The organism is Allofournierella massiliensis (assembly GCF_964241245.1).
Lineage (GTDB): Bacteria > Bacillota > Clostridia > Oscillospirales > Ruminococcaceae > Allofournierella > Allofournierella massiliensis.
Map to the genome: position 1 here is coordinate 122703 of NZ_CAXSWZ010000001.1, position 12550 is coordinate 135252.

Annotated in this window: 14 protein-coding genes; 4 read left to right on the plus strand and 10 right to left on the minus strand. The window is 59.1% G+C overall.

What is annotated here, in order from left to right; all coding sequences use genetic code 11:
• Positions 1-85: 85 nt before the first annotated feature.
• Genes rlmD through ACESYO_RS00590 form a run of 3 tightly spaced genes read right to left on the minus strand, consistent with a single transcriptional unit; the run spans position 86 to position 3075 of the window.
• Positions 86-1231: a 23S rRNA (uracil(1939)-C(5))-methyltransferase RlmD gene (gene rlmD / locus ACESYO_RS00580; RefSeq protein ID WP_058966797.1), complete on the minus strand. Its 1146-nt coding sequence runs from the start codon at positions 1229-1231 to the stop codon at positions 86-88.
• A gap of 5 nt (positions 1232-1236) precedes the next feature.
• On the minus strand, positions 1237-1710 hold the full coding sequence (locus ACESYO_RS00585; protein WP_058966795.1) for an LURP-one-related/scramblase family protein: 474 nt from the start codon (positions 1708-1710) through the stop codon (positions 1237-1239).
• A gap of 30 nt (positions 1711-1740) precedes the next feature.
• Positions 1741-3075 (minus strand): sodium-dependent transporter, encoded by a 1335-nt coding sequence (locus ACESYO_RS00590; RefSeq protein ID WP_058966794.1) that lies wholly within the window; start codon positions 3073-3075, stop codon positions 1741-1743.
• Between ACESYO_RS00590 and ACESYO_RS00595 the strand changes: the two genes are divergently transcribed.
• The 3 genes from ACESYO_RS00595 to ACESYO_RS00605 are packed head-to-tail and all read left to right on the plus strand — an operon-like array spanning position 3074 to position 5189.
• Positions 3074-3313, plus strand: coding sequence for a hypothetical protein (locus tag ACESYO_RS00595; protein WP_132587319.1), 240 nt, complete (start codon positions 3074-3076; stop codon positions 3311-3313). The two genes, ACESYO_RS00590 and ACESYO_RS00595, sit on opposite strands and share 2 nt — an antisense overlap.
• A gap of 18 nt (positions 3314-3331) precedes the next feature.
• Entirely contained in the window at positions 3332-3787 is a 456-nt protein-coding gene (locus ACESYO_RS00600) for a MarR family winged helix-turn-helix transcriptional regulator (protein WP_058966792.1), read from the plus strand.
• 4 nt (positions 3788-3791) lie between these two features.
• On the plus strand, positions 3792-5189 hold the full coding sequence (locus tag ACESYO_RS00605; RefSeq protein WP_058966791.1) for an MATE family efflux transporter: 1398 nt from the start codon (positions 3792-3794) through the stop codon (positions 5187-5189).
• Positions 5190-5259: 70 nt separating this feature from the next.
• On the opposite strand, the gene ACESYO_RS00610 is transcribed toward ACESYO_RS00605, so the two are convergent.
• The 5 genes from ACESYO_RS00610 to ACESYO_RS00630 all read right to left on the minus strand — a co-directional run bounded on the left by ACESYO_RS00610 (position 5260) and on the right by ACESYO_RS00630 (position 10283).
• Positions 5260-6792: an ATP-binding protein gene (locus ACESYO_RS00610; RefSeq protein ID WP_058966789.1), complete on the minus strand. Its 1533-nt coding sequence runs from the start codon at positions 6790-6792 to the stop codon at positions 5260-5262.
• Between the two features lie 4 nt (positions 6793-6796).
• Positions 6797-8131 carry a vWA domain-containing protein gene (locus ACESYO_RS00615; RefSeq protein ID WP_373209150.1) on the minus strand — a complete coding sequence of 445 codons (1335 nt, stop codon included), beginning with the start codon at positions 8129-8131 and terminating at the stop codon, positions 6797-6799.
• An 8-nt stretch (positions 8132-8139) separates the two neighbouring features.
• Positions 8140-9120: a leucine-rich repeat protein gene (locus ACESYO_RS00620; RefSeq protein ID WP_058966785.1), complete on the minus strand. Its 981-nt coding sequence runs from the start codon at positions 9118-9120 to the stop codon at positions 8140-8142.
• Positions 9121-9276: 156 nt separating this feature from the next.
• Complete coding sequence (locus ACESYO_RS00625; RefSeq protein ID WP_058966783.1) at positions 9277-9888, minus strand: hypothetical protein; 612 nt, start codon at positions 9886-9888, stop codon at positions 9277-9279.
• On the minus strand, positions 9849-10283 hold the full coding sequence (locus tag ACESYO_RS00630) for an acyltransferase family protein (protein WP_132587320.1): 435 nt from the start codon (positions 10281-10283) through the stop codon (positions 9849-9851). Before ACESYO_RS00630 ends, ACESYO_RS00625 begins: the two co-directional genes overlap by 40 nt.
• A gap of 179 nt (positions 10284-10462) precedes the next feature.
• Here ACESYO_RS00630 and ACESYO_RS00635 point away from each other — a divergent pair, with 179 nt between their 5' ends.
• Entirely contained in the window at positions 10463-10783 is a 321-nt protein-coding gene (locus tag ACESYO_RS00635) for a putative heavy metal-binding protein (protein ID WP_058966779.1), read from the plus strand.
• 315 nt (positions 10784-11098) lie between these two features.
• Here the strand turns inward: ACESYO_RS00635 and ACESYO_RS00640 are convergent, their stop codons facing one another.
• Both ACESYO_RS00640 and ACESYO_RS00645 read right to left on the minus strand, forming a co-directional pair.
• The gene (locus tag ACESYO_RS00640; protein WP_058966778.1) at positions 11099-11872 is read right to left on the minus strand and encodes a type III pantothenate kinase; all 774 of its coding nucleotides are present in this window, start codon (positions 11870-11872) and stop codon (positions 11099-11101) included.
• A 29-nt stretch (positions 11873-11901) separates the two neighbouring features.
• A complete protein-coding gene (locus ACESYO_RS00645) occupies positions 11902-12549 on the minus strand; it encodes an ECF transporter S component (protein WP_058966776.1) in 648 nt (215 codons plus the stop codon).
• Between the last annotated feature and the right edge of the window lies 1 nt (position 12550).

The window sequence follows — 12550 nt, forward strand, 5'->3', positions numbered from 1 at the left end:
GCAGCACCCTGTTTCATTTTATATAGAGTTTTCAGAAAAGAGAATGAAGGGAGCATCTGATGAGGATAAATTGGTGTGCATTGATTTACCGCAATTGCAGCAAAGCGATGGATTCACAATGCTCTGTGTGGGGGAACAGGTCCACAGGCTGGATGAAGGTTGCTTTCCAGCCGCGGGCGGTCAGGTATTCCAGATCCCGGCGCTGCGTTTCCGGGTTGCAGGAGATGTATACCACCCGCTCGGGGGCCAGCTGACAGACCGCCTGCAAAAACTCCGGGGTACTGCCTGCACGGGGCGGGTCCAGAATGACCACATCCATCCGCTCGCCCTGCTGGGCCATGCGCTGGATGGCGCTGGTGGCGTCCGCGCAGAGGAAGCGGGCGTTGGCAATGCCGTTGGCCCTAGCGTTCTGAACGGCGCAGTTCACTGCGCTGCGGTTCAGCTCCACGCCCAGCACCGACTTTGCCTTACCAGCGCAGGAAAGGCCGATGGTGCCCACGCCGCAGTAGGCGTCCAGCACGGTCTGACTGCCGTTTAACCCGGCGGCTTCGATGGCCGTCTGGTATAGCCGCTCGGTCTGTACCGGATTTACCTGATAGAAGCTGGCGGCGGAAAGCCGGAATGTTACCCCACACAGGGTATCTTCAATGTACCCCTTGCCGTACAGCAGCTTTTCGACGCTGCCCAGCACCGCGCTGGAATGGCGGGGGTTGATGTTCTGCACCACGGTGCTCACCGCCGGGCACAGCTGGCGCAGCTTGGTTACAAAGGCTTTGGAACCGGGCAGAGCCGTCTGAGCGGTGACCAGGCAGACCAGCACCTGACCGGTGGCGCGGCTGTGGCGCACCAGTACATGGCGGATCAGGCCGGTACGACGATCCTCGTTGAAGGGTTCGTAACGACAGGCGGCAGCAGCGGCACGCACCGCTGCAATGGCCTCGTCCAGTGCAGGGTTGTGCAGCAGGCATTCCTCCACCGGAATCACCCGGTGGGTGCCCTGGGCATAGATGCCGCTTTGCAGGCTGCGGCTCGGGCCGGTGCAGAAGGTGGACACCGCCTTGTTCCGGTAGTGCCAGGGATCCTCCATGCCCAGAATGGGCCGGACGGTTCCGAACTTGCCCAGCAGTTTTTCCGTATCCTTCTGCTTTTTTGCCAGCTGCTCCGCGTAGGGCAAACCAAGCAGCGGGCAGCCGCCACAGCCCTTTTTGCGGCAGGAACAGGTGTTTTTCATGGTGTTCAATCTCCTCCGGAGCACTTGGCCGCATCAATGGCCAGCACGATCATCAGGCACAGCAGGGCGTCCTCGTCCCGCTCAATGTCCATTACATAGGTATCGGTCCAGTGGAACAGCTCCTTGCTGGCGGTCATCACGGTGCGGCCCTGGCCGTCGGTTACCTGATAGTCCCATTCCAGCCAGTCGCCGCTCACCTGCCAGTCCCGGCAGTCCAGCGTGAATCTGGGTTTGAAAAAGGTGAGTTCCTTTTTGATCTGGCCGATGTACTCCTCACCCAGATACAGCGCGAACCGGGGCAGGAAGGTGAGCACCTCCTCTTTTACGGTGCCCAGATGGCGGCCGGAAGGGTCCAGGACTTCCAGTTTGTGGCCCCAGGCCAGCTTGCCCTCCACGGTAAAGGCGGTCTCGCCATATTCGTTGTAGATATCGTAGCTGTCCAGCCAGGAGAACAGGCGCTGTTTGAAGAGCAGTTTCATAACGGGCGATCCCTCCTTCTTGTGTTTGGATCAGCCGATGCCGCCGTATGCAAAGCCCAGCAGCAGCACCAGCACGGTGAGAGGAACGTATACAAACTTGGCCACCTTGCCGAAGATCTCGGGCAGGGGCTTGCCGCGGCCGGTCTCCAGCTCCTGTCGGATGCGGGGCCAGCCCAGCACATAGTAGATGGAGATAGCGCCCAGCACCGCGCCGATGGGTACGATCACGATGGTCACGAAATCCAGCCAGCTGCCCACCACCGGTTCGGCTTCCAGAAAAACGCCTACGCCGAAGGTGAGTCCCCCGCACAGGGCCACCGCGATGCGGCGATCCAGCTGAAAACGGTTCTGCCAGCTTTCAATCACCGCTTCGAACATGTTGATCAGCGAGGTGATGCCTGCGAAGGCCACCGAAATGAAGAAGAACACGGCAAACACACGGCCCAGCGGCATGCGCTGGAACACGGTGGGCAGGGCGATGAACATCAGCGAAGGACCACGGGTCACATCCACCCCGAAAGCAAACACTGCGGGCATGATGGCAAGACCGCTGAGCAGGGCAGCAATGGTATCAAAAAAAGCGGTGCGCAGCGAGGCTTGGGGAATGTCTGCCTCCTTGCCCAGATATGCGCCGTACACGATCATGCCGGATCCGGTGATGGACAGCGAGAAGAAGGCCTGGCCCATGGCCATGACCCAGGTGTCCACGTTCAGCAGGGCCTCCCACTTGGGAACAAACAGAAAGCGGTAGCCCTCGGCAGCGCCGGGCAGGAAGGCCACCCAGATGGCTAGTGCAAGGAAGAGTACGAAAAACAGGGGCATGAGCACCTTGCTCACCTTTTCAATACCCCGGGCCACGCCCAGCAGCATTACCACCGAAACCAGAAGCACGATAGCTGCATGCCAGCCCACGCTGCCGAAGCTGCCGGTGGCCTGATGGAAAAAGGTTTCCGGGTCACAGGTAAGTAGAGTGCCGGTAACCGAACCGGCCAGACTGCGCAGCACCCAGCCCAGAATAACCGCGTAGCCGATGGCAATGCCCAGCGAACCCAGCAGGGGAATCCAGCTGAGGACAGAGCCGACCGTCTTTTTGCCCCGGGAACCGAAGCAGTATTCGTATGCGCCGATGGTGCCGGTGCGGGCCAGACGGCCCACGCCGAACTCAGCGGAAAGACCCACCCAGCCGAACAGGAAGGTGAACAGCAGGTAGGGGATCAGAAAGGCGGCGCCGCCGTACTGCCCCACCCGATAGGGGAACATCCAGATGTTGCCCAGGCCCACTGCGGAGCCCACGCAGGCGATCACAAAGCCGATGGAAGAACTGAAGCCCCCGTTTTTATGGCGGGGGGAGTTGTTTTGACGCATGATTGACCTCACTTTCCGGCCGGATGGCCGGGGATACTGGGCTTTATTGTATCATATTGGCGCGCCAGAATCCAGCACAGCAGCGGGTTTTGTGAAAACCATGTGCGCAAATTCGACGGAAAATATCCTCACACAGTGGGGAAAAACAGGCAAAGCGGTGGAATCTTCCGGCGGGCAGCTAAAATTCTTGCGCACGCAAACAGTTCGACGTATAATATTATTTGAGAAAATCAGATAAAAGGAGCGAAAAAGCGCCATGAAGCTCATTAAATGGATCTCGGTCACCGACCGGTACAACAAGATCCATCTGGACCGGATGCTCGCCCCCTTTGGGCTGAACAGCAGCCAGCACATGTATGTGCTGCGTATCTGCGAGGTGCCGGGCATCACCCAGGATCAGTTCAACAGCCTGTTTTACATCAATCCCAGCAACATCACCCGCTCGGTGGCCGCGCTGGAAAAGATGGGCTATCTGGAGCGGCGGCCCAACGAGAAGGATAAGCGAACCTGCTGCCTGTATCCCACCGAAAAGGCGAAGGCGGCCTATCAGCCCCTGCGCCAGATCTGCGAGGACTGGAACCGACGCATCACCGGCGGGCTCACCGAGGAGGAGCGCGCCCAGTTTATGCGTCTGCTGGAAAAGGTGGGTGAAGCTGCGGTGGAGCAGAACCGGCTGGAGCTGGAAGAGCTGAACAGTGCAAAGGAGGAATAAAGCAATGGCACAAAAACCGGAACAGGGGGCAAATCCTCTGGGCTATGAACCGCTGCCTAAGCTGTTGCGGGGTTATGCGATCCCCAGCGTGATCGCCATGCTGGTGAGCTCGCTTTATAATATTGTGGATCAGATCTTTATTGGTCAGGGTGTGGGCTATCTGGGCAATGCAGCCACCAATGTGGCCTATCCGCTCACCACCATCTGTCTGTCCATCGCGCTTCTGATTGGTATCGGAAGTGCCTCCCGTTTCTCGCTGGAGCTGGGAGCCGGGCACAGGGAAAACGCGGAAAAGGCAGTGGGAACCGCCATCACCATGATGTTCACCCTGGGCATCGTATATGTAGTGATTATCCAGTTGTTTCTGCATCCGCTGCTGCGGGCCTTTGGCGCCACCACAGAGGTGATGCCCTATGCGGAAAGCTACACCCGCATTACTGCTCTTGGCATGCCGCTGTTGATTGTGACCAATGCCATGAGCAATCTGGCCCGGGCGGATGGCAGCCCCAAATATTCCATGACCTGTATGCTGGTGGGCGCCATCACCAACACCATTCTGGATCCAATCTTCATCTTTGTGTTCCGGATGGGTGTGGCAGGCGCGGCCTGGGCTACCGTGATTGGCCAGCTTCTTTCCTTCCTGATGGCCCTCAATTACGCCCGGTGCTTCCGCCACATCCATCTGCAGCCCCATCACTTCGGCTACCGTTTGCGGGAGTGGGGCCAGATTGCAAGTCTGGGTATGAGCAACAGTCTGAACCAGGTGGCCATCACCTTTGTGCAGATTGTGCTGAACAACTCGCTCACCTTCTACGGGGCACAGTCGGAATACGGCAGCTCCATCCCGCTGGCGGCCTGCGGCATCGTGATCAAGACCAACGCAATTCTGCTGTCCATCATCATCGGTATCTCCCAGGGCTCCCAGCCCATTGTGGGCTTTAACTACGGCGCAAAGCAGTATGCCCGGGTACGTGGTATTTACAAGCTGGCCATCAGCTGCAATCTGGTGGTATCCGCCATCGGATTTGTGCTGTTTCAGGTATTCCCGCGGCAGATCATCTCCATTTTCGGTACCGGTGACGTATTGTATTTTGAGTTTGCCGTTCGTTTCATGCGTATCTTCCTGTTTATGGTGCTGGTAAACGGTGTGCAGCTGATCTCCTCCAACTTCTTTGCGGCCATTGGAAAGCCCATCAAGGGTGTGATTCTGTCGCTTACCCGGCAGGTGTTCTTCCTGGTACCTCTTCTGCTGATTATGCCCCTGTTCATGGGCATTGACGGCATTCTGTTTGCCGGCCCCATTGCGGATGGTGTGGCTTTTGTGACCACCACCATCCTGATTCGCCGGGAAATGAACCACATTCGCCAGCTGGAGCAGCAGGCGACGCAGGGCAATTCCTGATCCCTGTATTAGTAAAAAAGCCGCTGCCTTTCCTCCGAAAAAGGAAGGGCAGCGGCTTTTTTTGTTTGGGTTACAGCTCCAGTGCTTCACCGGATACATCGTTCCGGGCGACACGGGCGGCGGCGATTTCGCCCAGCAGGGCATTCTCGGTGTCTGCGAAGAGCAGGTCCTTGTTGTGGGCAAAGTAGGCTTCGCAGCCAAAGGTTTCGATGTACCAGGAGGTGTAGAAGCCCGCGGTGAGCTCGGTGGCGAAGATCACCAGCTCCTGGCTGCCGGGCAGGCTTTCGTCCAGAAAGGCGAAAGCGTTCGCCAGATAGCTCCCGGTCTCATCGGCAGCAGCAGCCCGCTGGTTCAGCGTTTCGGCAAACAGCTCCTTCAGCCGGTCGAAGGGCTCGGCGGGGGCCTCCAGCTCCAGCGTGTGCAGGTAGCCTTCCAGTGTGCGGGCTGCCTGATTCAGCAGCTGCATGCCCTGCCGGTCGGCGCTTCCCGCTTCCTTTTTGGCGGCGATCTGCCGATCCAGCCCCGCCAGCTCGTTGGTCAGAATCTGGACGGCGGGAGTCTGACCCAGCGCGGCTTTTACCCGCAGCAGGCTTTCATGCAGCAGGCCCGCCAGCTGATCCAGCTGCCAGGCAGTGCGGGCACTTTCGTTCAGGCGGGAGAGTACCAGCCCCAGCACGCTGAGTTTTTCGTCAAAAGGCGCGGCGGCCAGCTCTCGGGCTCGCAGGGGCTCCCAGCTGCTGTTCAGAATCTCCTCCACCCGGTAGACCCGGCGGTATTTGGCGTACAGCTCCAGATAGTTGGCAAAGTCCTTGGCGATGGCGGGCATCTGCAGATACTGGCCAACCACCTCCCGGTCAGCGGTAAGACCCAGGGCTTCATAAGTATGCAGAATTTCGGAAAGATCCTCCCAGCCGCGGGCGGTGACGAACTGCATGCCCTCCGGCCCGGCTTCCACTTTGTAGAAGTGGTCCTTGCGGATGTCCAGATAGGAGAGAATGGCCCCATGAATGCCCCGGCGCAGGGCGTATTCCTTCCATGCGGCATAGTCTTCCTTCACGTCAATGCGCTTGACCCGGTCCAGTGTTACCACGTCGAACTCCCGCACCGATTTGTTATACTCCGGCGGGTTGCCCGCGGCGGCGATGATCCAGCCTTCCGGCAGCCGCTGGTTGCCGAAGGTTTTGCACTGCAAAAATTGCAGCATCATGGGGGCCAGCGTTTCCGAGATGCAGTTCACCTCGTCCAGAAAGAGGATGCCCTCCCTGCGGCCGCTTCGCTCCATGGCCTGCCATACCGCCGCCAGAATCTCGCTCATGGTGTACTCGGTTACGGCGTATTCCTTCCCGCCGAAGTTGCGGTGCTCGATGAAGGGCAGGCCCAGCGCGCTCTGGCGGGTGTGGTGGGTGATGGTGTAGGCCACCAGATCAATGTCGAGCTCATTCGCGATCTGTTCCATGATCTGGGTTTTGCCGATGCCCGGAGGGCCCATCAGCAGAATGGGCCGCTGGCGCACGGCGGGAATGCGATAGGCGCCGAATTCGTCCTTGGCCAGGTAGGCGCGCACCGTGTTGATGATTTCCTGTTTGGCTCGTTTGATGTTCATAGCATTATGCTCCTTGTGTGGGCTGGATGGTGGCTTCGGTGAGCTCGTCCTCGTCGATCAGCAGGCGGATGCCCCAGGGTGGCACCCGTTCCGGGTTCCCCTGGCCTGCCAGCATCACGAACACCGTGTCGTAGGGCGGACGTTTGGCGGGGTAAACGCCCAGACCGTCGGTGAAATACAAAATTCCTTTCAGGTGGCGGAAGGCGCCCTCCTCCCGCAGCTTGTTCACATGCGCGAATACCGGGCGGAAGTCGGTGGCGCTTTGGCCGATCAGCTCAAAATGCTCCATATAATCCGCCAGCTCCTCGGCGCTGGTGATGATTTTGTCTGCCCGCAGCTGGTCGTCGCATTGGAGAATGCGCAGCTGAAAGCGGCGGAAGAAGCTCTCAGTATTTTTCAAAATAGCGTAGGTATAGGAAAGAAAGCTGCGCACCAGCGCGCCGGAGGTGGACATGGAGGTATCAATGGCGATCACCAGATCCTCAATCCGCCGTGCCTCCCGGGTTTCCAGCGGTTCGATCAGCGGCATGTTGCCGTAGCGGCGCAGGCCGTAGGTGTAGTAGCCGTAGTCGAAGGAATCCACATCCACGCTCATCTCTTCGCCCAGCACCGCGAACCGGTGCAGAAAGGCCTTATAGTTGGCGGTGGGGCGGTTTTCCACCCGCAGCCGTTCCAATACCGCGTCGCCGCCTGCGCCCGCCTCGGTGTACATGGTTTCCAGCTGGGTCTGGATGCGCTCGGCAATGTTCTGCCACTGGCTGGATGCGTTCTGCTCCTGCTCGTCGTTCTGCGCCCGCTCCCACAGCCGGTGATCATCCTCCAGAAACTCCCGTGCAAGGGTGGCTCTGTCCATTTCGTCCAGCGGATGGCGGCGGAAGTACCGGTAGACGGCCTCAGCGGTGATCACCTTCATCTCCGCCTGCAAAAGACCGTACCAGTGGGCCCGGCGGGGCCGGGGTGTGGCCGGGGTCAGGCAGCGCTGGGGCAGGGAGTCCAGAATGGACTCCACCGCGATGTCGCAGGCAAGATCCCACAGTTCGCCGTCCCGCCCGGCCTTTTTGGGCGGGTGACGCAGCATGCGGTGCAGCAGGCTGTGCAGATAAGCCCGGCAGACCAGGCTGCGGGCCCGCTCGTACCGCTGGGCCAGCCAGGCTCCGTTGTAATAAAGACCGGTGCCATCGGTGGCAAGGCTCTGGGTGGGTTCGCGGGTGCTCAGCGGCAGGCTGCAAAGCGCCGCATCCAGAAAGGGCAGGTTCAGATACAGCTCGCTGCGGGCTGCGATCAGAATTTTCTGGCCAATCTCCGGCCAGGGGTCATGTCGTTGTTCTTGTTGCATCATAAAGTGCCTCACAGGTCAAAGGATCGGGCACGGGGCGCGCCGAACCGCCGGTTCTGGTATTCCAGCAGAAGGCCCAGAGCCTCGGTGCGGCGGGCGGTGCGGGCCATCTCGCAGCCCTCGGCCAGCGCCGGCCGGCCCAGCAGATCCAGACTCAGCAAAAAGGAGAGGGGAGCGGTGTCCGCCTCGGTCAGCACCAGCTCCAGCACCTGTTCGGTGTGCTGTTCCAAACAGGAAAGATAGGCCGTGCGGGCAGTTTCGCTCAGCTGCACCGGAAAGCGCAGCCGGTCCATCGCCATGCGCACCGCCAGCGAAAATTCGTGGGTGCGCAGCAAAAGATCCAGCGAAGCGTCGTACTGGTCATAACGGAAACAGTGACCATCAAAGCTCTGGCGGCACAGGTAACCCACGCCCCGGATGTTGTAATGGAAGATGTGGGGGGCGGCCATCTCCTCGTAGTCCTCGTCGTAGGCGGGGAAAAACAGCCGGCACTCCGGCCCGGCGGCGGGGGCAAAGCACAGCTCCAGCTCGCCGGAATACTCCTGCAGCAGTCCCCGCAGGCAGCGGCATTCCTCCGCCGGTGCGGTCAGGGTCATCCGCCGCAACGAAAAGCAGTTCATGAAAGCGTCGGTGCCTACGGTCTGCAAATGGCCGCCGATCTCCAGCGCCTCCAGCCCGGTGCAGCCGTAAAAGGCATAGTTGCCCAGAGAGAGGGCCTTTTGGGGCAGGCGTACCATCCGCAGGGCCGCCGCATCATGGGCGGGAAGTTCCTCACCGCCGCTGGTCAGGCGCAGCGTAAAAGCTCCCTCCGGCAGCTGCTTTGGTTCTCTGGCACTGAAAACGTAATCCCCCAGGCGGATGATGGGCAGGCCGTCCAGCTCATCCGGCAAAAGCAGCTGGGGAGCGCTGGTTTCGCAGCGCAGCAGGGCAACGCCGCCCGCCTCCCGGCAGCAGGTGAGCAGCGCGTCGCATTCAGCGGGCACAGAACGCATGGATACAGACTCCTTTGTTTCAGATTCATCCCGGGCAAACCACTCGGGAAATGGTTGTTTATATTATACCACATTGGTGGAGAAAGACAACGGCATGGGCGCAAAAAAGCCCCGCATCCGGCTTGGACGACCGATGGATGCGGGGGAAAATAAAAATCAGCGTGCGGGGCGACTTGACGGAAGGCCCTTCCGCGAAAGGAAAAGGAGGTTCAGTCGGGGGGCACAGAGGGTAGGGGCAAACAGTGCGGCCGTAAACCGGTTGCCCAGTGCAGCGCAGAGAAACAGTGCTGTACATGCAGCCAAAACAATTCCCTCCGCGGAACCTGGCCCGGGATGAAGCGCGCCCATCGACCGAACAAAGAACCCGTGCAGAAGAAACACCGGCAGCGTGTGTTGCCCAAGGGACGCAAGGAAGGGCAGCGGGTGTTTGGGCACGATGCGCAAAAGCAGAAGAATCCACGCGGCGCCGGTGGCCAGCAGGATAACCCGCAGTTCCAGATCATAATGCGCGCCCTTGTAAGAGCAGCTGGCATAGAACCAGACGCTGCGCACCGCCGCCCGTCGCAGCCAGAGCATTACACCGGAAATCAGAATCCAGCCGCCCAGTACCGGGAACAGTCTGAAATTGGAAATCTGCGCCAGCCGGCTGCGCAGGCTTTTCAGTTCACCGCCCGCCGCAAGGTGGCCGGCAGCGAAAAAAGGCAGCAGCACCAGCGTGCGGGAAAGGCTCATGCCGTAGCCGATGGTCGGGTCAAACCCAGCGGCCATGGCCGCTGCCAGGCAGCCCGGGAATTTTTGACACCGTCGATCAGGGGAAGAAGCAGTGTCCAGAGCATCATGGAAAACAGATACCACAGCAGCCAGTAGGGGGTGGTATATTGCAGCGGAGCCTTGCCATGCAGCACCAGCCGGTCAAACAGCAGATACAGTGTCTGATACACCAGATAGGGGTAGAGCAGCCGCCGGAAAAACCGTTCCGCATCGAACCGGGCAAACCAGCCGGAGCAGAACACGAACGCCGGCATGTGGAAGGAGTAAATCAGCCGGTACAGCCAGGCGGCGGCAGGGCCGCCCACCAGCTCCAGCAAATGACCGAATACCACCAGAAAAATCAGGATGCCCTTCAGATTGTCAAACCGGGCGTCCCGCTGAGAAATTGCCATAAAAGATGCCTTCTTTTTCAATTGGTTCCGCACCTTTTTTCGGGCGCGACCGCTACCGATTGTAGCACATTCTGCCGGGCAATGCAAAGGGCTTTTTGACGGTTCTGTTGCCTTTTTCACAGCGGGATGCTAAAATGGAAAAAAGCGGGCTCTGGCGCGCAAAAAAGGAGATGTTGTTGATGATTATCACCACTACCCCCTCGGTGGAGGGACGTACCATTCAGGAATACAAGGGTGTTGTATTCGGCGAGGTTATTTCCGGCGTGAATATTTTCCGGGATTTCGGCGCCGGGCTGAGCAATATCTTCGGTGGGCGCAGTGCCGGATATGAGGAAGAACTGCAGAATGCCCGCAACCAGGCGCTGGAGGAGATGAGTGCCCGTGCGGCCCGCCTTGGCGCAGATGCAGTGGTTGGCGTGGACGTGGACTACGAGGTACTGGGCAGCGACAACGGTATGCTGATGGTGAACGTATCCGGTACTGCGGTAGTTCTGGATTGATCTGCATTGAACGGCAAAAAAAGAAAAGGGCCCGCCTCGGGAAGGTTTCCCCGGGGCGGGCCCTTTTGTACGCCATGAAAACACAATATCACAGCATCTTCATAAAGTGGGGCGATCTTTCACAGGCATCACACGATTTATTCAGCTGCAGTTAAAAAATGGCCGGTACAATACAAAGCGTAAGGTTCACTGCTCTCAACCTAGTAAAAGGGCAGACAAAATACAATCCGCTGCCGGCCCCAGCAAAAACGGCGGGCGGCGGTTTATATAAATAAAACACCCGGAGAAGTCGTTCTCCGGGTGTTTTTGTCTGGGTTATTTCTGCTGGTTTTTCTGGTAAATGAGCAGCAGGCCCTTCAAAAGCAGCGCGTCATCAATGATGATCTTGTGGCGGCAGTGGGGCACGATCACATTGGCAAGACCGCCGGTGGCAACCACGGTCACCGGCTCACCCAGTTCCTCTTGAATACGGTCGATCAGACCGTCCAGGCAGGCGGCGTTGCCGTGGATGATGCCGCTCTTCATGCACTCGATGGTGTTTTTGCCGATCAGGCGGCGGGGAGAATCCAGGCTGATTTTCGGCAGCTGGGAGGTGTGGCGCACCAGCGCCTCCAGCGAGGCGTTCACGCCCGGCAGAATCATGCCGCCGATGTAGCTTTTCTCCGCATCCAGCACCTCCACGGTGGTGGCGGTGCCCAGATCCACGATCACCAGCGGTACCGGATAATCCCGGATGCCCGCCACGGCGCATACCACACGGTCGCTGCCCAGCTGGGCGGGGTTGTCCATCTTGATGTGCAGCCCGTTCTTCACGCCGGGGCCCACCACCATGGCCTCATGGCCGGTGACGGTGCGCACCGCCTGGCAGATCAGATTGGTGATGGGCGGCACCACCGACGAGATGATCACGCCTTCCAAAGTGTCCATATTCACGTTGTAAAGTTCCAGCACGTTTTTGATGCTGATTGCGTATTCCAGCGAGGTTTTTCCCAGATCGGTGGAAAGCCGTTCCACAAAAACAATATTTTCCTCCGATTCCAGGTAGCCGATTACGATGTTAGTATTGCCGATGTCCAGTGCAAGGATCATATATCAAAACTCCTCGATCTATGAAAAAATCAGGCCTTGGTGCTGGCAAAGCGCAGCAGCGGCCGGCCCACCAGCGCCACGATGATGGTGGCGACAATGGCTTCAGGAACGCCCTGCAGCCCGATGATGGACAGGATGAAGGGGTACACTGCATCTGCCGCAATGCCCTTGGCCGCGCCATAGCTTTCGCCGAAGAACACGAAGATCAGGTTCATCACCAGCAGGGTGTTGGTCATGGAGCCAACAAAGCCGGCTACGCCCAGGCTCATGGTGAGCTTGCCGGGTGTAGAACCCAGCAGCCGCTTCAGGCCGATAAATACAAAATACGGAAGCACACCCACCAGAATGCGGGGCACAAGGCAGATCAGAAGGCTGGCCCAGTTGCCGTGCACGTCGCCCAGGCTGTAAAAGGGGGTGAACACGAACGAGGTTACGTTGGGGGCCACCGTGTTGTTCACCAAACTGGTGAGGCCGAACACGCCGCCCAGCACTGCACCCTTGCGGGGGCCGAGAAGCACCGAGCCCAGAATTACCGGGATGTGGATGATGGTTGCCCGCATGAAGCCAAGCGGGATGTAGCCCAGAAAGGGTACCATGGCCATAGCAATGATAATGGCCGAAAAAAGGGCGAGCTGCACCAGCCCGCGCGAGTTGTGCGCAGTTCCGTTTTTGTACATA